Source organism: Sphingobacterium composti (assembly GCF_009829075.1).
Lineage (GTDB): Bacteria > Bacteroidota > Bacteroidia > Sphingobacteriales > Sphingobacteriaceae > Sphingobacterium > Sphingobacterium composti.
This window is the reverse complement of sequence record NZ_WUQZ01000010.1, coordinates 64,645-89,165: the sequence shown is the minus strand read 5'-3', so window position 1 is coordinate 89,165 and position 24,521 is coordinate 64,645. Positions and strand designations below refer to the sequence as shown.

Annotated in this window: 18 protein-coding genes; 14 read left to right on the top strand and 4 right to left on the bottom strand. The window is 32.7% G+C overall.

Features of this window, described 5'->3' with window-relative positions; genetic code table 11:
* Window positions 1-219: 219 nt before the first annotated feature.
* The 3 genes from GOQ17_RS08825 to GOQ17_RS08815 form a co-directional block, all read right to left on the bottom strand.
* The gene (locus GOQ17_RS08825) at window positions 220-732 is read right to left on the bottom strand and encodes a beta-barrel fold lipoprotein (protein WP_159636964.1); all 513 of its coding nucleotides are present in this window, start codon (window positions 730-732) and stop codon (window positions 220-222) included.
* A 20-nt stretch (window positions 733-752) separates the two neighbouring features.
* Window positions 753-1,946, bottom strand: coding sequence for a hypothetical protein (locus GOQ17_RS08820; RefSeq protein ID WP_159636963.1), 1,194 nt, complete (start codon window positions 1,944-1,946; stop codon window positions 753-755).
* A 299-nt stretch (window positions 1,947-2,245) separates the two neighbouring features.
* Window positions 2,246-2,473 carry a hypothetical protein gene (locus tag GOQ17_RS08815; protein WP_159636962.1) on the bottom strand — a complete coding sequence of 76 codons (228 nt, stop codon included), beginning with the start codon at window positions 2,471-2,473 and terminating at the stop codon, window positions 2,246-2,248.
* A gap of 74 nt (window positions 2,474-2,547) precedes the next feature.
* Here GOQ17_RS08815 and GOQ17_RS08810 point away from each other — a divergent pair, with 74 nt between their 5' ends.
* The 12 genes from GOQ17_RS08810 to GOQ17_RS08755 all read left to right on the top strand — a co-directional run bounded on the left by GOQ17_RS08810 (window position 2,548) and on the right by GOQ17_RS08755 (window position 18,951).
* Window positions 2,548-3,306, top strand: a complete 759-nt coding sequence (locus GOQ17_RS08810; RefSeq protein ID WP_159636961.1) for a metallophosphoesterase — start codon at window positions 2,548-2,550, stop codon at window positions 3,304-3,306.
* 128 nt (window positions 3,307-3,434) lie between these two features.
* On the top strand, window positions 3,435-3,917 hold the full coding sequence (locus GOQ17_RS08805) for a helix-turn-helix transcriptional regulator (protein ID WP_159636960.1): 483 nt from the start codon (window positions 3,435-3,437) through the stop codon (window positions 3,915-3,917).
* Between the two features lie 15 nt (window positions 3,918-3,932).
* Entirely contained in the window at window positions 3,933-4,574 is a 642-nt protein-coding gene (locus GOQ17_RS08800; RefSeq protein WP_159636959.1) for a nucleotidyl transferase AbiEii/AbiGii toxin family protein, read from the top strand.
* Window positions 4,575-4,872: 298 nt separating this feature from the next.
* The gene (locus tag GOQ17_RS08795; protein WP_159636957.1) at window positions 4,873-7,947 is read left to right on the top strand and encodes a type I restriction endonuclease; all 3,075 of its coding nucleotides are present in this window, start codon (window positions 4,873-4,875) and stop codon (window positions 7,945-7,947) included.
* 3 nt (window positions 7,948-7,950) lie between these two features.
* On the top strand, window positions 7,951-9,567 hold the full coding sequence (locus tag GOQ17_RS08790; RefSeq protein WP_159636956.1) for an HsdM family class I SAM-dependent methyltransferase: 1,617 nt from the start codon (window positions 7,951-7,953) through the stop codon (window positions 9,565-9,567).
* Window positions 9,560-10,966, top strand: a complete 1,407-nt coding sequence (locus GOQ17_RS08785) for a restriction endonuclease subunit S (RefSeq protein WP_159636955.1) — start codon at window positions 9,560-9,562, stop codon at window positions 10,964-10,966. Before GOQ17_RS08790 ends, GOQ17_RS08785 begins: the two co-directional genes overlap by 8 nt.
* Window positions 10,967-11,015: 49 nt before the next feature.
* A complete protein-coding gene (locus tag GOQ17_RS08780; protein WP_159636954.1) occupies window positions 11,016-12,383 on the top strand; it encodes a putative phage abortive infection protein in 1,368 nt (455 codons plus the stop codon).
* The gene (locus tag GOQ17_RS08775) at window positions 12,380-13,609 is read left to right on the top strand and encodes an AbiH family protein (RefSeq protein WP_159636952.1); all 1,230 of its coding nucleotides are present in this window, start codon (window positions 12,380-12,382) and stop codon (window positions 13,607-13,609) included. Before GOQ17_RS08780 ends, GOQ17_RS08775 begins: the two co-directional genes overlap by 4 nt.
* A 3-nt stretch (window positions 13,610-13,612) precedes the next feature.
* Window positions 13,613-16,117, top strand: a complete 2,505-nt coding sequence (locus tag GOQ17_RS08770; RefSeq protein ID WP_159636951.1) for an McrB family protein — start codon at window positions 13,613-13,615, stop codon at window positions 16,115-16,117.
* Window positions 16,117-17,346, top strand: a complete 1,230-nt coding sequence (locus tag GOQ17_RS08765) for an McrC family protein (RefSeq protein ID WP_159636950.1) — start codon at window positions 16,117-16,119, stop codon at window positions 17,344-17,346. Before GOQ17_RS08770 ends, GOQ17_RS08765 begins: the two co-directional genes overlap by 1 nt.
* A gap of 65 nt (window positions 17,347-17,411) precedes the next feature.
* Window positions 17,412-17,693 (top strand): helix-turn-helix transcriptional regulator, encoded by a 282-nt coding sequence (locus GOQ17_RS08760; protein ID WP_159636949.1) that lies wholly within the window; start codon window positions 17,412-17,414, stop codon window positions 17,691-17,693.
* A 1-nt stretch (window position 17,694) separates the two neighbouring features.
* Window positions 17,695-18,951 carry a type II toxin-antitoxin system HipA family toxin gene (locus GOQ17_RS08755; protein ID WP_159636948.1) on the top strand — a complete coding sequence of 419 codons (1,257 nt, stop codon included), beginning with the start codon at window positions 17,695-17,697 and terminating at the stop codon, window positions 18,949-18,951.
* 210 nt (window positions 18,952-19,161) lie between these two features.
* Here the strand turns inward: GOQ17_RS08755 and GOQ17_RS08750 are convergent, their stop codons facing one another.
* The gene (locus GOQ17_RS08750; RefSeq protein ID WP_201288590.1) at window positions 19,162-19,512 is read right to left on the bottom strand and encodes a helix-turn-helix domain-containing protein; all 351 of its coding nucleotides are present in this window, start codon (window positions 19,510-19,512) and stop codon (window positions 19,162-19,164) included.
* Between the two features lie 737 nt (window positions 19,513-20,249).
* On the opposite strand from GOQ17_RS08750, the gene GOQ17_RS08745 reads away from it, so the two are divergent.
* Both GOQ17_RS08745 and GOQ17_RS08740 read left to right on the top strand, forming a co-directional pair.
* Window positions 20,250-21,287, top strand: coding sequence for a TlpA family protein disulfide reductase (locus GOQ17_RS08745; RefSeq protein ID WP_149912701.1), 1,038 nt, complete (start codon window positions 20,250-20,252; stop codon window positions 21,285-21,287).
* A 9-nt stretch (window positions 21,288-21,296) separates the two neighbouring features.
* On the top strand, window positions 21,297-24,515 hold the full coding sequence (locus GOQ17_RS08740; RefSeq protein ID WP_159636946.1) for a SusC/RagA family TonB-linked outer membrane protein: 3,219 nt from the start codon (window positions 21,297-21,299) through the stop codon (window positions 24,513-24,515).
* Window positions 24,516-24,521 lie beyond the last annotated feature (6 nt).

The window sequence follows — 24,521 nt, the reverse complement described above, 5'->3', positions numbered from 1 at the left end:
GCAATCTTAGTGGCTTACTTGGTAGTGTTAGCGCTGAACAAATAGATGAAGAGGAAAGAAGAAAAAGAAGAAGGACGAGGCGTTAAATTATTATATAATTATATATTCAATAGTTATATAAATATATATTAGAAACTTATATAATTATATATTTTGAGGTTATATAAATATATACAAATAGCATTATATAAATATATAATGCTGTTTGTGTTTAATTGTTTAGTTTTCAATTAGTTCTTTTGTGTTTGTGACATCTAGAATCAATGATTTAGCGGCATAATTATTTGGTTCAAAGACAAGTGTTTTAGTCGTTGTCTTTTTGCCGTCAACATAAAATTCATACGTCACTGTTAGCGGATTAGCATTTTCTTTCAAATTGGTAAACACCGATGAAATAGTGAAGGTACTTACAGCAGCTGAAGTTTTGATACTTGATGTAGCGTTAGGGATCGGGGATAGGTTGGCTTGATGAATTATGCTTGCTTCATGAAATATCGATAAAGTAGAATTTATGCCTACAAACTTGAAGTCACTTTTCAAGTCAGCGTCCACACTCGCTACCTGTAAGCCTAGATTAGCAGAATAATCAGGATAGTTCGAGCCGCAACTAATTTTTAATTCTACGACCTTTTTAGATGATTTGTTCGGGCTTGGTTTATCATTATCGTTCTTGCTGCAAGAAAAGCTGATAAGCGCGACCAGAAGGAATGAAATTTTGATAATTGTTCTCATGATTTAATAGTTTTATGTGATTAAAATTTGTGTCTAATGTCAGCCAAGTTGTAATAGAAATACTCTTGATTACTTCGCAAAATGTAGCGTTTGATATAATGCGTGAAGTAGGATTCTGATAATTCTACAGGATTGAAGTCTTTTAAATTTGGCTTATGTTCTGGAAGGTTGTACTTCTCAATATTTGATAGCATCAAGTTTCGCAGATAGCTATTTGCACTTTTGATCGTTGTACTATATTTTGCTTTATGCGTTAATGTTCGTTGTATGCCATAATAGATTAATCTGTAGGATTTTGATAAGCTGTAGTGATTAAATAGTTCATCTGCAATTAATTCTAAATTTTGTTTAATAAGATCAAAATTTGCATAGTTTCTGGTGCTATATTCAAAGTAGTTGATTATACTTTCTTGATAGCATTCTTTCCACAATATCTCACGTTGAGCAGCTGTGTAATCTTTTTTGACAAGATAATTGAAGATTTCTCCTACAGTCAAAGTAGTACCATCTTTCGCTAAATTGAGTGTCCATTGGCAATTAGCCAAAGTTAGTTGAGGTTGAAAAAGACCTAAGTCACCATAATGGTCGAGAGAGGTTGAATATTCGACTTCTTTTTCTGGTATAAGGATCTTTTTATCAATAAATGCTTTAGTGAATTTAAAGATCTCCGTAGGAAGTTGGCGTACACCGAAATTTACTTCAATTAGCCGAGCATTTATGAAATTGAAGGATTTTGATTCTTTATTAAAGTATTCGTGAATTAGTATAACTAGTTGAACCTCTTCATAAATACTTAGATTACTTAATTCAATATCTGAGTTATAAGTATTGTCATAATAACTATCCCAAGTTTTATAAAAATGCATTTTTCTAGCCTCAAGCTCATTTTTTCTTTTTAAAATGCAAGTTTTACATAAACAATCAGGTGTTTCATCATGTCTACAAGCTGGACAATAAATGAGTTCTGCAGCGAATGATGTTCTGCCTTTTGTTTTTCTGTACAAAGGTTTACCACAGTCACAAATATCATCGGTGATCACATAAGGCAGAAACATATAAAGGTTGTTGTTAATCTTAATATCTGGGAATGTTTCTTTAATCAAGCCAACCGAAGTTCCATCTTCATACATCGTTAAAATCTGATTTACTATGGACTCATCAGCTGAAATTAAGGGGGAACTTTTAGAACTGTAATAAAATCTTTCTTGTGCCATTTTAAGTTTATTTTGAGAAATAAAGAAAGGCGTGAAACTAAGATCAATCCAAGACTGAGGCTTGCGACGGCCTGACAACCAGAAAGACTTAGCCCACGCCCAATATCAGGCACGGGCGTAAGTCTATCGAAAGTTGGTTGTCAAATGAAGGTCGCAATTTCAGTCTAACCAATACGATAGCTTACGCTGTTTCGTTTAATAAATTATTAGTGTAAAGATAAGGAAAATTGAAGGATATTATAGTTAAAATTCGCTGTTTTATTACCTTAAATATGGTTAATTACAATTTCTAAAGACACTTATTTCCTCATATCTTTTTTTGTAGCGCTTATAACATATCGTCTTCCATCTTTTGCACCACTCCAGATATTAGTAACGCTATTGATGTTGATAGGAGGTTCTTTCTCCACTTTAATTAATCTTTTACATACTTTTCTAAATTTTCGATTCCATAGTCGTTTATCTTGTTTCTCCGATATAGCTGTGGCAACTCCGAATATTTTGGTTTTACGTATTGATCTTGACATTGAGGTATGTGTTTTATGGTTTGAATATAGCAACTTTGATGAATAACAAGTATATTGTTTCATAAATTGTTCTTATGAAAATACAGTATTGTTCGGATTTGCATTTAGAATTTCCAGAGAATAAAAGATTTCTTGAAGAGAATCCTTTACTTCCAGTTGGTGATATTTTGATATTAGCTGGTGATATAGTTCCGTTTAAAAATATGGATCTTGCTAAGAACTTTTTGAAATTTTGTTCTGAAAATTTTCAAGAAACATATTGGATAGCAGGAAACCATGAATATTATCACGGTACTTTGGAAGGTAGAACTTCAGCGTTTAAAGAAAAAATAATGGAAAATGTTTTTTTGGTAAACAATTATACTCTTGAAAGGGAAGGTGTGCGAATTATTTTTTCTACATTATGGACGAATATTTCACCAGAAATGTCTTTTTTTATTAAGAATGGATTGTATGATTACAAGGTAATAAGAGATGGTAGTCAGTTATTCTCTGTAGATCGTTGTAATAAACTTTTTGAAGAAAATCTTAATTACATTAAAAAAACAGTTTCATCTGATGATCAAAAGCAAAATATAGTCGTTACGCATCATGTTCCGACCTATCTTAATTATCCGCAAGAGTATTTAAACAGTAATATAAGTGAAGCTTTTGCTACGGATTTAGATGATTATATTGAATCATCGAAGATTCATAGTTGGATTTATGGACATCATCATCGTAATGTTTCTGAATTTAAAGTAGGAGAAACAAATATGTTGACCAATCAACTGGGATATGTAAAATATGGAGAGAATAAGAGGTTTAGATGGGATGCTTTGGTTGAAATATGAGTAAAGAGTTTGGTTATTGGGAATTGTCTTTTATTAAGGCTAATATTGTTTTTGCTTTTGAATTTAATTTGTTGGTAATCTATTGTGCACAAATTTTAAAATGTAATCAAATTTGATTACATTTGATTATGGAAAAGAGATTAGAACGTTTTAAAGGTATACATCCAGGTCTGATACTAGAACGAGAACTTAATAAGCGTTCGATTAAGCCAAGTCCCTTTGCATTGTCTGTTGATACTCATAGACAGATTTTTAACGCCATTCTTAAAGGGAAACGAGGTATTCCAATTCCTTTGTCTTTAAAAGTTGATCAAGCTTTAGGATTAGAAGAGGGGACTTTTGCGATGTTACAAACTTTTTATGATATCCAAAAGGTTAAAGAAAACGAGCTGAGTAAAATTCATCCTGATTTGGGTATTATTCGAAAAATACTTTTTTGGGATACGGATATTCATAAAATTGATTGGAAAAAGCAGGATAAAGCTGTTATTCAGCGTGTTTTTGAAAGAGGTAATGACGAAGAAAAGAAAGAGATAGAACGTTTTTACGGTTTGGATAGAATTCAAGAGGTTTTAGCTTCAAATAAAACTGAACCAATGTCACTGCATTAACAATAAGATATTTATATGCTTTATTACAACACAGTTAATGAACTGCTTAAGAGTACACTTATTAGATTAATGCAATCAGATGTTTTTTCCTCTTTTCGATTAGTCGGAGGGACAGCCTTAAGTTTGCATTTAGGTCATCGTGAGTCTATAGATATTGATCTTTTTTCGGATGTAGACTATGGAACTTTAGATTTTGAGACTATTGATATTTATTTAAAAAATTCTTTTTCTTATGTAGATTACCTGTCAAATGTAGCTCCAGCTATGGGGAAATCTTATACGATTGGGACAGATGCTGAAAATACAGTAAAACTAGATGTATTCTATACGGATTCTTTTATTAAAGATATGGTTGTAGAAGATGAAATTCGCTTAGCATCTATTGAAGAAATTATAGCAATGAAAATTGATGTGGTACAGCGCGGTGGGCGTAAAAAGGACTTTTGGGACTTGCACGAATTGTTAGGAAAGTATTCTATAATGCATATGCTGGAATTACATGAACATCGCTACCCTTACACGCATGATCGTAATTTAATTATATCAAATCTTGTCAATTTTGAAATTGCGGATAATGATTTTGACCCAATATGTTTTAAAGGCAAATACTGGGAATTTATCAAAGCTGATTTTGAAGATATTATAGCTAGTTTATAGTTATGAAAATACAGGATGGCTTGAATTATAAATTTTAAAACGCCATTTAGTAATTCTACAGCTTGGCAAACTGCAAACTAATAAAAAATCATTTTTGCATATTCAATATTAAAAATATTCCTGTAATTTTAACGGTTTGATTATTAATAGATAAAGACAAGTATTATTGATTAATGATCGATATCTGCGGATTCCCGTAATTCTTATTTATTGGTTTGTTTTACTTTTATTCATTAATATTTAGTAATATTTATTAATTACAGATATCTTTAAGGAGTATAAAGCCATACACCTATTAATGAAATTTAACGAAGATTCTAGAGTCAAAATACCAGCCTTATTGCATTTATTGCGATTAGGTTATCGATATATTCATATTTCCAAACAGGATCGTATAGAAGAGAATAATATATTCCCTGCTATTTTTATTCCAAAAATTGCTGCCTTAAATAACATTACAGAGCAAGAAGCCAAGCGTGTATTGGATGAAATAAACCTAGAGCTTGATTATGAGGATTTAGGAAAGAAATTTTATGAACGTCTGACAGCTACTTCAGGTGTTAAACTCATCGATTTTGATCATTTTGATAAGAATGATTTTCATGTTACAACAGAATTGAGCTGTATAGCTGGAGATGAAGAATTTCGTCCTGATATTACTGTATTGATTAATGGTATGCCTTTGGCTTTTATTGAAGTTAAGAAACCACACAATAAGGAAGGTGTTTTGGCTGAGCGTAATCGTATCAATACACGTTTTAAGAATAAGCACTTTCGTCGATTTGTAAATATTACGCAATTACTGGTATTCTCCAATAATATGGAATACGAGGATGGTGTAGTAGATCCTATCTTTGGGGCTTTCTACGGTACGCCAGCGTATGGTGAGGTATTATTTAATTATTTCAGAGAAGATGCTGATTATCCAGTAAAACAAGCCTTAATAAATGTCTCGGATGAGACTGAGAATTTGCTATTAAAAGATAATAACCTAACCGTTATCAAGCATAGCCCAGAGTTTATTACAAATAAAGATGAACGTAAACCGACCAATAGAATCCTTACTTCTTTATTTAGCAAAGAGCGATTAGCGTTTATATTGCAGTTTGCAATTGCTTATGTGGAAGATGAGACGGACGGGAAGATTTCTAGACAAAAGCATATTATGCGTTATCCGCAGATCTTTGCTACGAAAGCGATCGAAGCTAAACTAGAAGCAGGACAGGATAAAGGTATTATTTGGCATACACAGGGTTCGGGTAAGACAGCATTAGCTTATTACAATGTCAAGCATTTGACGCATTACTATGCGAAAAAGCATATTATACCCAAATTTTACTTTATTGTAGATCGTTTAGATTTATTGATTCAATCGGCTACTGAATTTGCCAATAGAGGATTGAAGGTAAATTTAGTCAATTCCAAAGCAGAATTTATACAAGATCTACAAATTGTAGGTGCCATTCATAATGATAGTGGTGTGCCTGAAATTACTGTTGTGAATATCCAAAAATTCTCTGAAGATGCGACGGTAGTGAAAGATATCAGCTACGATATTCATGTGCAACGTGTATTTTTCTTAGATGAGGCGCATCGCTCGTATAATCCTAAAGGTAATTTCTTAGCAAACTTGATTAATTCGGATCGCAAGGCGATTAAGATAGCGCTGACAGGTACTCCATTATTGCGTGAAGTAGCTAAGGAATACGATTCCAAATTGCTATTTGGTAATTATATCCATAAGTATTACTACAATATGTCTATTGCGGACGGGTACACGCTTCGGTTGATACGTGAAGAAATCGAAGGTGGCTTCAAGATGCAGATGCAGGATGTGATGGATCAGATCAAGGTCTTAAAAGGGGAGATATCAACCAAAGAAATATACAAGCATACCAAATTTGCTGAACCTTTGTTGGATTATATCTGTAAAGACCTGATTCAATTCAGAAAAACGCAAGGTGATGCTACATTAGGCGGGATGGTGGTCTGTGACTCTGCCGATCAAGCTAAGGAATTGTTCCGATTGTTTGAAGAGCGTTATGGTAAACAAGAAACGGATGCAAGTATTGTGATGGCGGCTGAACCTGCTGTACGATATGGTATGAACACTGAACCAGAATTGAATGCAGCGCTTATTTTGCATGATGAAAATGATAAGCAAATCCGAAAAGATTTAATCAAAGCCTACAAAAAGGGTCATATTGATTTGCTTTTTGTATACAATATGTTATTGACTGGGTTTGATGCAAAACGTTTGAAAAAACTCTATTTAGCGCGTGTGATTCAAGATCACAATTTATTACAGACCTTGACACGTGTTAATCGTCCGTACAAAAATTATAAGTATGGCTATGTGGTAGATTTTGCGGATATATCCAAAGCATTTGATCGTACCAATCGCTTGTATTTTGATGAATTGCAAAATCAATTGGGCGACGAGATGGAAATGTATGCCAATCTCTTCAAATCAGAGGCAGAAATCAAGGCAGAAATCGAAGAAATTAAGGATGTATTATTTCATTATGATACGTCAAATATGGAGCATTTCTCTAGACAAATTGCCGAATTGCAAGATAAAGCCGAATTGCTAAAATTGGTAAAAGCACTACGTACTGCTAAAGAGTTAAAAAACATCATTGCATTGAATGGTTATGAAGCTTTAGGAGGCGTGGCTGATTTCGAGGTATGGAATCGCTTATTGATCGAGTCGCAAAATAGATTAGATAACCTCAATTTGCTGGAAAGTATTGGCAAACAAGGAGAAAGTCAAAATTTATTAAATACCGCACTGGAAGATATTATTTTTCAGTTTGTGAAGGTAGACGAGAGTGAATTGGTTCTGGCTGACGAGTTTAAAGATATACTACGTAAAACACGTGAATCTTTGCAAGTAAATTTCGATCCAAGCGACCCTGAATTTGTATCTTTGCGCGAAGAATTGGAACGTATATTCAAAAAGAAAAATCTTTCTGAGGTAGGACAAGAGGAGTTATTGGAAAATAAAGCCTTGCTCGAAAAGATATACGATAAGGCAAAAGAACTCAATCGTAAAAACAACTTGCTACAAGCTAAATACGAACAAGACAGTAAATATGCGCGTATTCATAAGCGATTGGTAGAGAAAGGTACACTCAATGCTAAAGAAGCCCAATTGCATCGTGCGCTGATGCAGGTGAAGGGATTGGTGGATGAGACGATCAACAATCAAAAGAACATTATTGACAATGAAGCTTTCTTTCAACAATATTTGATGAAAGTGGTTATTGATGAATTTAAAGCAAAAGAACAAATACCGCTAGATTTTGCGACTACACAGTCTATCAATCAATTGATTGTAAAAGAATATGTACAGCAATATCAACAACGATAACACATGACACAAGACATTAAATTTATAACGCATACCAAAGACTTGATCGACAATCTGAAGTCGGTATGTGCACAATATGGATTAGGAAATGACGGCAATGAGTTCAAAATTATTACCCAAGTATTTTTATACAAGTTTCTTAATGATAAGTTCCGCTATGCAGTAAAGCAACAGAAACCCGAATTGGCAGCAGCCGAAAACTTCTCTGATGCGCTGAAGGCTTTGTCCGAAGACGAATATTTGTTCCTGGTGCATAGTTTGGATGCCAATATTCCACGCTTGAAACCCGAGCATCTTATCTCACATTTGTTTGCGGTGCAAAACAACAGCGACTTTGCCAAAACTTTTGATGATACGCTACGTCAGATATCCATAGAAAATGCCGATGTATTCTCTGTAAAATCTTTCTCTGGTGCAAAAGATACGTTATTTGATGAATTAACACAATTTATTTCTGATTCATCCCAACGTGATGCTTTTGCGAAAGCGTTGATTAATAAATTGTTTGAATTCTCATTTGAGGAGATGTTTGCGCAGAAATACGATTTCTTTGCGACTATATTTGAATATTTAATCAAAGATTACAACACCGATTCGGGCGGTAAATATGCCGAGTACTATACGCCGCATGCCGTAGCACGTATCATGGCGCAAATTTTGGTTCCAGAGCCTGTAAAAGGGGTGAAATGTTATGATCCAAGTGCGGGATCGGGTACCTTGTTGATGTCATTAGCGCATCAAATTGGCGAAACCAATTGTACGATTTACTCGGAAGATATCTCCCAAAAGTCGAGCAATATGCTACGACTGAACTTGATATTGAATAGCTTGACGCATTCTATTCCGAATGTGATCAAGACCAATACTATCGCACAACCGACCTATTTGGACACGAAGTTTGACTATATCGTATCTAACCCACCTTTTAAGCTGGATTTCTCCGACTTTAGAGATGATTTGGAGAAGGACGCTTTTAAAAAGCGTTTCTTTGCTGGGATACCCAATGTGCCTAAAAGCAAAAAGGAATCGATGGCGATTTACTTGCTCTTTATTCAGCACATCATGTACAGCTTGAGTGATAAAGGTCAAGCGGCTATCGTGGTGCCTACGGGATTTATCACGGCACAAAGCGGTATTGAGAAAAAGATACGCGAGCGATTGATCGAGAACGGTTGGCTGCGTGGTGTAGTATCTATGCCGTCGAATATCTTTGCGAGCACAGGTACCAATGTATCGGTATTGTTCTTGGACAAACAAGCCGATAACGAACATATTGTGTTGATGGATGCCAGCAAATTGGGCGAAACCGTGAAAGAAGGTAAAAACCAACGTACGGTTCTCACGCCTGAAGAAGAAGCGAAGATCATTAACACCTTTAACCAAAAAGAAGCTGTAGAAGACCTATCGGTAGTGGTCAATAAAGACGATATTGCTGCTAAAAATTATTCATTTTCTGCAGGGCAATACTTTGAAGTGAAGATAGAATATGTGGATATCACCGCAGAAGAATTTGCTGAGAAAATGCAAGGCTTCGAAACTCGCTTAGCTTCTTTATTTGACGAAGGCAATACCTTAGACCAAGAAATTCAGAAACAATTAAAAGGATTGAAGTATGAATAGATTTATTAGTTTAAATAGTTTTATTTCTAAACAAAAATCAGGTGATTGGGGAAGGGATAGTTATGATGAAAAATATAATTTTAAAGTTCATTGTGTTAGAGGAGCAGATATAAATGCGGTTAATGAAGGTAAATATGATTGTTTACCTTTAAGATATATCGAATCAAAAAATAAGGCAAAATTACTGGAGGAAGGCAATATAATTATTGAAATTTCTGGAGGTAGTCCATCTCAATCTACTGGGAGGGTATCTTATGTAGGAGGTGTATATAAAAATATTATATGTTCTAATTTTTGTCGCGCATATGAAATACAAAGTGAATATTCTGCCAAATACTTTTATTATTTAATAAAGAATATATATAACTCTAATGTGTTTTTTAATTTTGAAAGTAAAACTACAGGGATTAAAAATTTATTAATTGAATCAGCATTTAATAATATAAAAGTTCCTGAATTTGACCTTCCTACCCAACAAAAAATAGCGGCTGTATTATCTGCCTTAGATGACAAGATCGAGCTCAACAATAAAATCAATGCAGAGTTGGAAGCTATGGCGAAGACTTTGTATGATTATTGGTTTGTACAGTTTGAGTTTCCCTACGACTTCGCTCAGGACAGGCCCAATGCGGAGGGCAAGCCTTACAAATCTTCTGGTGGTAAAATGCTGTACAACCCAACCCTAAAAAGAGAAATTCCTGAGGGTTGGGAGGTGTCTGTATTTAATGATTGGATAAAACAAACCAAGACTGGTGATTGGGGCAAAGAAAAAATAGAAGGAAATTACACAGAACGTGTATTTTGTGTACGTGGAGCAGATATAAATGGATTGAACGGTAAAGGTGAAGTTAAAGCTCCTGAACGTTACATCTTAAAAAACAATCTCTCTAAGAAATTAGAAGATAATGATTTCATTATTGAGATATCTGGTGGTAGTCCTACACAGTCCACAGCTCGTATAGCTTTATTAACAAAAGAAACTTTAGAGCGATTTGATACGAATGTGGTTTGCTCGAATTTTTGTAAAGCAGTCACGTTAAAAGAAACGGTTTATGCTTTTAATTTTCAGCAAGAATGGCAACGCCTGTACGATGCAGGCGTGTTTTTCGGATTTGAAGGTAAAACAAGTGGGATAAAAAACTTCTTGTTTGATTCATTTATGGATTCATACCATATCGTTAAACCACCAAAGGAATTAGCTCAAAAATATAATTCTTTTGCTAAAGAATTAGAAAAGAAGAAGCAATTAAACCTCAAACAGAACCAAGAGCTTGCTCAATTAAGAGATTGGTTGTTACCAATGTTGATGAATGGGCAAGTGAAGGTGGAAGATACATATAGCTCTAGTGAGCAACAAACTAATATCGCTGCTGAAGCAGCTATAGCATACCAAAACTAGCGCTTGCTAGTTTTGGATGTTTTTTATAGACTAACTGATTATTTATTTTATGATTTTTCCTGTTGTATTAGGATGGACACTTGTTACTATCGTTATTATTTCGATAGCGTTTGGATTATTTTGCTGGTTTAGTAAAAAGTTTTTTTTTCATAATAAATTAGATGATATAGATATTAATAAACCAAATCTATGGATAGGGCTATTGTTAATTTTAGCTATTTTACTAGTCTTTTTTGCATTTACAGCACCCGTGTTATTTACAAATTCTTCTAGTTATGGGGATTTTAATGCATCTACAGGTGCAGTTGGAGATACTATTGGTGGTATAATGAATCCTTTTATTGCATTAGCTGCTGTTATAGTTACGGGTTTAGCTTTTTATATGCAGTTTCAAGCTAATAAACAGGTGCAGGATCAGTTTAAGTTGCAACAATTTGATTATCAGTTTTATGAAATGCTCCGATTGCATAAAGAGAATGTGAATGAGATGGAAATTGAGGGGTATGAATATGATAGTTCAAACAATAAAAAAGAATTTAAGGTAACAAAAGGAAGAAAAGTTTTTGTTACAATGATTAGGGAATTGGAATGTATTTATTTAATTATAAAAAAATGTTACAAGTTAAAAATTGATGATTTAAAAGAACACTCAATAACTCACTACGATATTAAAAGTGAAATAAATAATAAGATATTTTCTAAAAAAACATACTATTCCTTTCCTGATAATGAAAAATATTTTTATTTAGCGTATGAAATTTTCTTTCATGGATTGGATAAGTTTGAAGAGGCGTACTATGATAACATATATCACGATTATAATAATATTTTTATACTTGAACTGATTAATGAACTTAAAAGGTGTAGAAAATCCCATAGTTTAGGAGGTAAAAAACAAAGTAATTACTTAAATATTAAAGGAAGTCCTTTTATAGAAAAAGAATTATTTAAAGAATATATAGATAAAAAGTTCCCATCCCTTAAAATGTACTTTAATTATAAACCATTTTCAGGTCATCAAAGAAGACTTGGGCATTATTATCGACATTTAATTTCTATTACTGGTTTTGTAGTTAAAAGTGATCTTTTAGTATATGAACAGAAACGTGAATATTTAAAACTATTAAGAGGTCAGCTGTCAAATCATGAATTCGTTCTACTTTATTATAATTTTTTATCTGGTTATGGTAGTAAATGGGAGAATCAAATAAATAGCTATTTAATTGATTATAGAATGCTTCATAATATTCAGAGGGAATTAGTTTTACCTGAATTCAATCCTTATGATAAAATGTTATCAATAAAGTATTCATTTTTATATAAGAATGATGACGTCAATGATGATTCTCTTTTTGAGCTATACAAAACAGCGAGTAAATTAAGTATTGAAGATAATAGAAAGTTAAAAAATAAATGAATAGACTAATACTCATAGGTAACGGCTTTGATTTAGCGCATGGATTGAAGTCTAGATATAAGGATTTTATATTTTGGTATTTGGCAGATTGTTTAAGTCGAGCAGGGGGCTATCCTCATATATATTCAGATGAGTTTATTGATGTTTACCCACCATCCATTTCTTACGTAAAAGTTGCTTTAAATATTTTTTCCGATCCAATAGTTGGAAATACTACATATGAGGAATTTATTCGGCAACATTACGATAGAAGATCCCTTATTGATTTTCTTAATATTTTACCAGATAATAATTATTTATCCATACCTATAAATAAAAATGATGAGTATAACATATATAATTTCAGAATAGAAATCAAAAGTACATTTTTCGGTTACCTAATTTATAATTGTACAGAATGTGGTTGGGTTGATATAGAGCAAGAATATTTTAAGGCATTAAAGAAATATAATGATAAAGATAATGCTCATGATCTAGATTATATTAGAATGATAAATAAACATTTTGACTTCTTAAAGAAAAAACTAGAAGAATATTTGACTATTCAGGATGAAAATTATGATGGAATATTTAATCCTAATTTGGGTAAAATTTTAGGGCAAGAGTTTCAAGAAGATGATTTTGACCCAAGTATAGGCGATGATGAACTAAGAATAATGTTAGGAAAAGATTATTCTGTAGAGAATAATAAAACCCAGCGGAAAGTCTATGTCTTGAATTTTAATTACACCAATACATTTTATAATTATTTAAGAGAGATTAAAGGTAATTATTTTACGCAAGTTGAAATTAACCACATCCATGGCCAATTAAATAACAAGGACAATCCGATTATATTTGGTTTTGGTGACGAACACGATAAAGATTATGCTTTATTCGAAGAACAGTCCAATAATGATCTGTTCGAGCATGTGAAATCTTACCATTACTTGAAAACTCCTAATTATAGGCATCTTATGCGATTCTTAAATGAAGATCATTTCCAAGTGTTTGTATTAGGGCATTCTTGTGGTTTGTCAGACCGTACAATGTTTAAAGAAATATTCGATCACGAAAATTGTAAGTCTGTCAAGATTCTGCATCATAAGCGAGATGATGGCACAACTGACTTTTTTGATAAAACCATCAACTTAGGTAGACATTTTAGCGACAAAGGACGGATGCGTAAACTCGTTGTGAATTTTAATGAAGTGGATGCAATTCCGCAGATGAAGAAAGAAATATAAAATATGTTGAAATATAAAGATTACGAAAGAGAAATTTTTGATTGGTTAATTGAAAAAAACAAAAGTTCTGGATTCACTTTTGGACTTCGAAGAGTTGCAACTAAGGGCGCTGAAACAGATTATTTTATAGGAAAAGAAGCTTCAAACTATTTTGGTACTACTTTTTGGAATATTCCTGTTTCTTTCCCAGGTTCTTCAGGAGATCTTATTCAATTGATTTTTCAATATACAAGTAACAAAAGAGAATTTGTTTATTTCTTTGAATGTAATCAAACTAAGCAACCTAATAATCCTCAAAATCAATATGCTTTAGAGTTAATCCAAAGCCTAAAAGACCCAATTGAAAAGAAATTTGGTTTAAAAAGACCTTTTAATCCGAATGCTAAGATGTATAATTTTCAGGTTAAACCGATAGAACCATCATATGGCATTTTAAGCTTTATGATTAATGATATTGAAAGCCAGATGTATGATTTTATTGCATTAGTTAATGAGCATATTGGTATATTGAAAAATAAGTACCCTGATTTTCAAGCAGATCAAATAAGTAATGTTGATTTTAATATCAATCTTGATAAAACATATAAAAGAATTGAAAAACATTTGAATGTAAATCAACCAATTAAAAGTGGAGATGGTGATTTGTTGAATCCGATTGTTTCAAGGGAGTTGAATGATATTGTTCATCTTAACTTGGAACAATCTAAGTACTACTTTTCGGTTTTGGATAAGATTATAGATAAGGTTGACCTCAAGCAGGATGATCAACGCGTATATTATAATTATAGAAAAGGTCGTTTGATTTTTGGAGTTGGTCAACGTTATGTTTGGTGTATAAATAATAAGAAAAATTATTTGCGTTATATATCTAAAAAGCCAAATGAAGTATCATCAGAGAAATTTGAGGGCGGTAAAGAAGCCTATTTAAATTACAGTCAAGATTTTTCAAGAAAAGATATTTCAGATTTAACCATTTTACCAATTGAGGAGACATTAGCAGTTACATCTTTGTCAGGGTTTTTACGCTATAATAAGCTAGATTTTGAAAAAATGGTGTTCGATAAAAATTTTCGTGAATCTGTGTTTGATGGTAAGATTGAATTTAAAGAACAACAAAACAATAACGAAGCTAATATGTCTAACTCACCAAATCAAATCTTATATGGTCCTCCAGGGACAGGTAAGACCTACAATACAATAAATAAAGCTGTAACTATAGCAAATCCATTTTTTGATTTGAGTCAGGATCGTACGATTATCAAGGCGGAATATCATCGACTAGTTGAATCAGGGCAGATTGTTTTTACGACATTTCATCAATCCATGAGTTATGAGGATTTTGTTGAAGGAATTAAACCCTTGGTAGAGGAGGATGAAGATGGGAATAAGCAAGTTGTGTATGAGGTGAAAAATGGGATTTTTAAAGAAATTGTGAATCGCTCTCGCGAAATAAAACTTATTGATGATAAAGATTATACGTATGCCTTCGATGATGCTTGGAATGAGTTGGTAGAATTAACCAACAATAGTATTGAAAAAGGAGAAAAGATGTTTTTACCAATACAAACAAAGAATTTAGGTTTAAATGTTATTGGAATTTCAGCAAAGGGTAATTTAATCCTTAAACCAGCTTATTCACATAATTCTAAAGAATATATCGTTTCATATTCTCGAGCAAAGCGACTACAAGAAGTATATAGTGACTTGAGTGTTGTAAAAAATATTGATAAGGAATTTAGAGCAATAATCGGTGGCTCAAATTCAACTGCTTATTGGTCAGTTTTAAATTTTATCAATACCAAGATAGAAGATAATAATAATTTTGATCAGCACATTGTTGAAGACAATAAAAATTATGTATTAATAATCGACGAAATCAACAGAGGTAATGTATCTGCAATTTTTGGTGAACTAATTACTTTAATAGAAGAGTCTAAACGCGCTGGTGCTGAAGAAGCTCTTGAGGTAATCCTGCCTTATAGTAAAGAAAAATTTTCTGTACCATCTAACTTGTATATCATTGGTACGATGAATACAGCGGATCGCTCTGTTGAAGCTTTGGATACAGCTTTGCGTAGACGTTTTGTTTTTGAAGAGATGTTGCCTAATCCTGATTTGGAGGAGTTGGACTACGAGATGTACGGCTATAAAGCTTCTGCTATTTTAAAGCGTATCAATCTACGCATAGAGAAATTGATAGATCGCGATCACTGTATAGGACATGCTTATTTTATAGGTAAGAATGAGGAGACTATTATTGATTCCTTTTATAAAAATATTATTCCATTACTACAAGAATATTTTTTTGGTGATTACGGTAAAATAGGTTTGGTATTGGGTTCAGGTTTTGTACAACGTATAGATGCAAGTGATGATATTTTTGCTCCTTTTGATTATGATTATAGAGATGATTTAGCGAGTCGAATGATTTATCAAATCATTGATTATCGCAAATATGAAGATGATGAAGAGGCGTTTAAGACTGCACTTGATTTATTGATGAATTAATGCCGATTGAGGATTTAAAACATATCATCTGCTTTGAACACGAAAAGCTCCTTTTTGATATACATATCGAGGAGGAGCGAAAGTTGTATGCGGTATTAGAGGCTTATCACGGGGATTATACGCCATTCTTTAAACTTATTAGAAATGGTGTTCAGTTTTGTGAATATGTAGGTGTACTGCAGGTTGGAAATAGTATTATAGAGGTGCTTCCTAAGGCTGATAAATCGAGAAATGCCGTTGTTTGGCAAAATATCTTGATTAATATGATTCGTTCAGTATGGGGATTTTCGGTTCAAAATTCTGGATCGTCTGATTTGAAGCTGAAGCATAATTCTGTATTAGATCTATATTTTGAGCTTTTTGTGAAGGAATTAGTGTCCTTGCTACATCAAGGTCTAATCAAGAAATATATTCGACAAGAGCAGCAAGCGAAAGCTTTGAAAGGTAAATTGCTTTTTTCGAAACAGCTGCAGTATAATCTGATTCATAAAGAACGATTTTTAATAGAAAGTACTGTTTATACGGTACAGCATCAGTTACATCAAATTATCTATGCGGCTTTATTACTGGTTCAGAAACTGAACAAGAACGTGCTATTGGCTTCACGAATTGGCAATTTACTGCTGAATTTTCCAGAACAAGAGAAGATCAAAGTGAATCGTAAGACATTTGATTGCCTTAGATACGATCGTAAATCGCAGGTTTATAAGGGTATAATGGATATTGCGGAGTTGATCTTGTTAAATTATCATCCTGATATCACCAGGGGACGTAGGCATATTTTAGCTTTAATGTTTGATATGAACGCCTTATGGGAGCAATTCGTGCTGGGCTTATTAAGAAAATCTTTGCGTGATTATAAAGTGTCTGGTCAAGTGACCAGGCGTTTTTGGAAAGCGGAATCTTTGAGTTCGACCATGCGACCAGATATTGTCATTTACAGCAAAGATTCCACTGTAGTAATGGATACCAAATGGAAAAACTTAAATGGTAAAAGTCCATCACCAGATGATTTGCGTCAAATGTTTGTTTACCACGAATATTTTGAAGCGAATAAAGTGGTGTTGCTTTATCCTGGGGAAGGTGATATATTAAAGGGGCAATATTATTTAAAAGATCAAAGCGATTTTGATGAAAAACATTGCCATATACTACAGATTCCAGCCGTCAAAGACTTTGTTGTTTGGAAGAGCAAGATAGTGGAGAGTGTTATTAAATCTATTCTTTAAATATATTTTTGATTGTTATTTCAATCAAAAATGATATATTTGATTGAAATAACAATCATTGTGGAATGAAGAAGCAAGTCGTATTACCAAAATTTAGAAATGTACTCGAGCAAATGGGAGAGAATATTAAGCTCGCTCGTAAAAGACGTAAGCTTACTACCGTACAAGTAGCAGAGCGTGCTGGCGTTGTTCGTTCAACTTTATATTTAATTGAAAAAGGAGATCCTAGTGTTGCAATGGGTGCATATTTTAATGTTTTACGTGTGCTAGGATTACAAGATGATTTTCTGAAATTAGCAGCTGATGATGCTTTTGGCCGTAAACTTCAGGATTTAGATTTATTGTAATATGGCTAATAATAAAACAGATATCTATGTTTATGCAGATTGGATTGGTTTATCAGCACCAACTTTAATTGGTGTTTTGTCTGCTCATCAAGCAAAAGGCCGTAAAGCATTTAGCTTTGAATATGATAAACAATGGTTAAAGACAGGTGCTCAGCGTCTAATTGATCCTGATATTCAATTCTACTCGGGACAACAATTTCCAAATGATAAAGAAAATTTCGGTGTTTTTTTAGATAGTATGCCTGATACATGGGGAAGAACACTAATGAAGCGCCGAGAAGCTCAATTAGCTAAGATTAATGGTTCTAAAGCAAGAACATTGTATGATATAGATTTTTTATTAGGCGTCTATGATGAAACACGTATGGGCGCTTTTCGTTTTAAATTAGATCCAAATGCTGATTTTTTAGATAATGATACCGAAAAATCTACTCCACCTTGGTCAACTATACGAGAGTTACAACAGGCTGTTGTGCATTATGAAAATGATACAGAGAATGAAGCTATTAATAAATGGCTAAAACTATTAATTGCCCCAGGATCATCACTTGGAGGAGCTAGACCAAAGGCAAATCTGCTAGATGAGGATGGAAATATTTGGATTGCTAAGTTTCCTTCAAAACATGATACAATTGATAAGGCAGCTTGGGAGTTTCTGGTTTATAAATTAGCCATCGATTCAGGAATTCAAATGGCAGAATGTCGTTTAGAGAAAATAAGTGATTCTTATCATACTTTTTTCACTAAACGTTTTGATAGAATAGGAGCAGGTCGAATTCACTTTTCATCAGCGATGACTATGACTGGAAATAGCGAAGAAACAATTAAAGATAATCCAGCTAGTTATTTAGATATTGTAGAGTTTATACAGGATTATGGTTGTAATGTGGATTTGAACTTAGCTCAATTGTGGAGAAGAATAATATTTAATATAGCAGTATCTAATACAGATGATCATCTTCGTAATCATGGCTTTCTATTAAGTGATCAAGGTTGGCAATTATCTCCAGCTTATGATATTAATCCATCAATAGATAAAGATGGTCTTGCCTTAAATATCGATATGGATAATAATGATTTGGATTTTGATTTGGCAAAGAGTGTAGGAGAGTATTTTAGATTGAATGAACAGCAAATGAATACTATTATAGATGAAGTGTTAGCATCTGTAAAAAAATGGGAAATTGTTGCAAAAGAAATAGGTATATCGAGATCTGAACTAGAGTTGATGAAGTCAGCATTCCGAATTGAATATTAGATATGATGATCAGACGACTTCTCCGATAATAAAATGTTACAAAATTGAATTTTATTTGTATTTATTTTTAAATAAATATCTGATAATCAGTTTTAAATATTTTTTGTATCGAATTATTAAATTTTGCCAAAGTCAATTTTTTTTTCTTTTTAAAATTTTAAGCAAATTCATTAACAAACACTTAATTAATTATTGATTATAATTAATTTCTTATTCCTTATAAAGAATTAATTCTTCTAAAGTTAATTCTAGCCCTTTACATATTTTCAAAAGAGTTACGAATTGAAAATCTTCTTTTGCGCCTTCGATATCGCTGATTTTGGCATGGTCAATTTTACCATTAATTTTATCAGCTAATTTTGCTTGGGTTAAACCCATTTTTTTTCTTCTCTTACGAATGTTTTCTCCAATTAATTTATAATCATCAAAAAAATCTTTATCTACCATAAAATTAAATTTGGTTTTATTGCCAAATACAAAAAGTATTATTATCTTTGAATCAGTTACATAAGCGATTAATAGAGTAGGGTTTAAATATTCTACTTTTACGATGTCACTCATATTAGGAAGCCGCTAATTTCCCGATGAGTCGATCGTGGGTTCGCCATTTCTATTAGATTTTTATATCTTCGTGATACTGTCTAATAGGGCGACTCCCATGTAAGTCTTCGGGGATACATGATTTTGGTCATGGAGGTACTTAGCGGCACCACTAACGAAGCATTGGGATTCGCTCTATTGGTTTTTTACCTACCAATACAGCCTTAGTCATTTGCTCTTTGAGTGTCATCGTTATCATAAAACATTTATAAACAAACTATGAGAACGAAACCAACTACCTCCAAGTCCCAAATGTTGATCCAGGATCAACAACGGATATCCTTAAATCTTATCTATAAGAACATCAAACGATCACCAGAATAGTTGATGATTTAAAATATACAGCGCATAAAGAAAAAGGGCGCCTATTCTGATTTATGGAATACGCCTATTTACCTTATGAATACTGTAGCCGACTTCTGTACTAGATATAGATATACATAGTAAGATTTAATAATCGATATCATATTTTATTGTTCGCACTCTAAATATACTACTCCTTATGCAATCTTACAAGTGGTTTGAACCACATATTGTCTTTCAAATATACTTTTGGGAAGTCGGCATTTTATAATTCCATCTTAATTTTTGTTAGTAATGGCTGGAGTTATGTAGGATATTAAATTGAATTGATTTTATTCCTTTTGAAAAATCCTACATCAGCATTTTACGATTAACCAAATATATTACACTTGAAAATGAAGAATTTTTATCAAGAGGGAAGAAGTATGCCTTTATTAGAGTACATATCTTCCGCTAAATCACCCGCGATTTTTAAAATATTTAAGGCAAAGAGGCAACATATGGATGAAGAAATTTGTGCAGAAGATTTAGAAGGGTATACTTCATATCTGGCTTCACAAATTTATGAGTATCAATTACGATTGAAGTATTCAAAAGACGCGGAAGGAAAAATGTATTCACAGAAAGAGGGGGCTTCTGATGAAGTTAAAGACTTAGATTTCGTTAAAAATGTTATAAAATATTTTAATAATATTATCCCTACGCACAACATGAATATGTTGACCATCATTTTTCTATTGATCTTTAGTAGTAATGCAGTTTTTGCTGCCGTACGACAGGACACTACATCATTTAAAATTCCATTTACATATTTCCTTTCAGAAAGAATTGACACTGGATTAGAAAATAAGCTTCGTCAGCAGCATTCAGACATTGATTTCAATAAATATCCTGTAAAATCGTATAAGGCGAAAGCAAACTTAATTCAAAGTCTCCCAGTAGAGTCTAAAATTGATGATTATGTTTTAGATATGCGTATTAGGGTTTTTAATGATTCACTGGATCGTGAATTTGTAACACTTCGTGAGTTAAGTGAGAATCGCATAGTTGTATTAGATTTTTGGGCTTATTGGTGTAAACCTTGCTTAGCTTCTGTAGTGCATTGGGAAACAAATCACAAATCACTAAAAGATAATATCAGCGTATTAGCTGTAAATGTGGAATTTGATTTTTGGGCCATACGATATGCTAAAGATCGGAATTGGAAAAATACACAGGTCATCGGTCCGGCATCTTATTTTCTAGCAAATTATTTTCTAAAACAAACACTTGTTGGTCCTAATGTGTGGATTAAAGACGGATATTATTTGGGAGCTTCAAACCCGATACAGGAATCATATGAATTTGTTAATCAATTAAAAGATGGTCACATCAACTACATACCAAAAGAAAATCGTTATGAACCAATATATACTTCACCTTTTCAAGACTAACCTAATAATATGATGAAATTAAAATGTTATTTTTTTTTATTGTTCCTAAGCATATTAGCAACAGGAATTAAGGGGCAATCAATAAGAGATGTATCTGGAATTATTCGCTCAGAAGGCACCAATGAGCCTATTGCTGGAGTAACGCTTCAAATACACGGGCGTACAATTTTTTACGTTACTGGTGAACAAGGAAGATTTACGATTCCACAGGTAAGGGACTCAATGATGCTCCATATAAGTCATGTTCAATACAAATCCAAAACTATTATAATCAATAATAAATTGGACGAATTAATTATTCATTTGGAAAGGAATGAAGGAGAAATCCAAGAGGTAGCTGTATACGCTACGGGATATACTTTGATACCTAAGGAACGTGCGGCAGGATCTTTTGAGATTTTTGATAAAAAAAAGTTAAATCAATCACTCTCATCGAATATTCTAGATAGATTGGATGGACTTTCTGGATCACTTGCTTTGGATCGGAGAGCAGCAATGCAAACAGAAGGAGGGAAAACGGATGTTTCACTGCGGTTAAGAGGTATGAGTACGTTAATGAGTGATGCTCGACCATTAATTATTGTTAACAATTTTCCCTTTGAAGGCAAATTATCTGACATTAATCCCAATGACATTGAATCGATATCTTTTTTAAAAGATGCTTCCGCATCTGCAATTTGGGGGGCTAAGTCCGCAAATGGTGTTATCGTAATTCAGCTCAAACAATCTAAAATAGGAGAAAGTAAATCAATAAATGCATTATTTACAACTCGTATCAGTAATAAACCTAATTTATATGCTAACAATAGATTTATATCTGCTCCTGAATATATGGGTTTCGAGGAAATTATGTTTAATCGAAATTATTATCGTGATGAAAAAACAATATTGTTATCTCCATATGTACATCTATTGTCCAAAAAGCATAAGGGCCTAATTGATGAAAACGAATTTCAATTTGAAAAATCAAAATTTATGGAACAGGATATAAGAAAGCAAGCAGATCAATACTTATATCAAAATGCCATAGATAAAATAATGAATATTAATATGAGTGGAGGCTCATCCTTACATAGCTACCTGTTCTCTATTGGTTATGATGATGTTAAACCTGTTTTGGTAGGGAATTCTAATTCAAGACTATCACTAAGGGTAGATAATAAGATAAGGATCACATCTAAATTTGAAGCACAGTTTTCGATAGATTATATCCATAGAATGGAACGAAATAATAGTGTATCGTTATTTGATCAGTCAGGAATAGTTCCAGCAGATAAGAATATGATATACCCTTATGCATCTCTGATTGATATTAATGGAGAACCAACTAGAAGCGCAATTGCATTTAACCCATTCTTTTTAGATTCATTTAATCAATCTCATAATAGAGATTGGTTATTTAGTCCCTTGGAAGAACTAGATATTAGAGATAATACTTATAAAAATAATTCCATTCGAATGTTTAGCAATTTAAATTATAAGTTATCAAAAGATTTAACGATCTCAGCTAATTATATATTTAATAGCACAAATGGGGACAGAATTAATCATTTTACTGCAGATTCGTATTATACAAGAAACTTAGTCAACAGATTTATGCAAGGTCCTGGTTCATTCATTATTCCAAATGGTGCTATAAGACATAAAACTGTTGATTCTTCGCGTAAGTATGGTGGGCGTATGCAACTGGATTTTAATAAAAATATATTTAATAAACTTTCGATAAATTCTTTAGTTGGAGGTGAAATTAGCTCATATATTTCCATATTTGATCCTTTACAGATATTGTATAATTTCAGTAAGGATAATTATATAGGGCAAAATATATTTGATTATACCAAATACTATACAGTGAATCCTGATGGAGCTCAACGAATCCCTTCATCAAATAGTCAAATCTATGAGCTTACAGATAGGTTTATTTCTTATTATGGCTTAGGAACGCTGATGTGGGATAACAGATATTTATTAACAACTAGTTTGCGCTGGGATGGTTCTAATTTATTTGGCGTAAAAACCAATCAGAAAGGAGTTCCATTATGGTCTTTAGCTTCTGGCTGGCTTTTACACAATGAAAAATTCATGAATAATTCAAAGTTGTCAGAATTAAAATTAAGAGCTACAATAGGGGAGAATGGTAATATCAACAAGAATGCGACAGCTTATCCAACAGCAGTATTTACAACTAATAGTAGTACTGGATTAAGAGAGGCACTTTTAAAAACCGCAGGAAATCCACAACTTAAATGGGAACGTGTACTTTCCTGGAATATTGGTGTAGATTGGGCACTACTAAAACGTTCATTAGGTGGAAGTATAGATTTTTTCAAGAAGGATGCATACGATCTTATGGGCTTAAAAGAAGCAGATCCTACTACAGGAATCAATCCAATTTTATCGGGAGTTAAACAAATGATCAATTATGGCAAATTTGAAAGTTCAGGTTTTGATGTAAGATTGTTTAGCAAAAATAACATAGGGAATAACCTCATAATTGATACTGATTTTAGTATTAGTAAAAATTGGAATAAAGTAGTCGATTATAACGTTGTACCATTGGGTATACAAGACTATTTTCAATATATCGTTCCTGCCGTTGCAGGCAAGTCACGTGATATATTTTATGCATTTCCTTGGTATGGGCTTGATAGCCAAACTGGAGCCCCATTAATTATGGAAGAAGGTAATCTGACTACTAATTATACTAATGTTCCCAAGTTTCTTCCTGAAAACCTTATTAATATAGGAAGCAGTTTTCCAATATGGAATGGTTCATTTCGAGCTGTATTGAGTTACAAACAGCTATCCTTAAGTGCATTGATTCTTTGGAAAGGTAAGTACAATTTTAGGAGAAGCTCTATAAATTACCAAGAACTTTTAGATAGTTGGAATATGCATAACGATTATTATTTACGTTGGCAGCAACCAGGGGATGAAGATAAAACATATATACCTGCAATTCCTACTACAGTTGATCGTAATAGAGAACTATATTATATGAATTCTGATGTATTAGTTGAGAGAGGAGATTATATTAGGTTACAAAGTATTCAGATAAATTATAGTTTGCCCTTAAAGAATAACTTATTTAAGTTAGATGTAATAGGGGTAATGGAAAATCTTGGTTTGATTTGGACAAAAAATAAACAAGGTTTAGATCCAGAATATCATCTTTACTACTATAATCCTCCCAAACAGTTTTCATTAGGATTAAGAGCTAACTTTTAAATTATA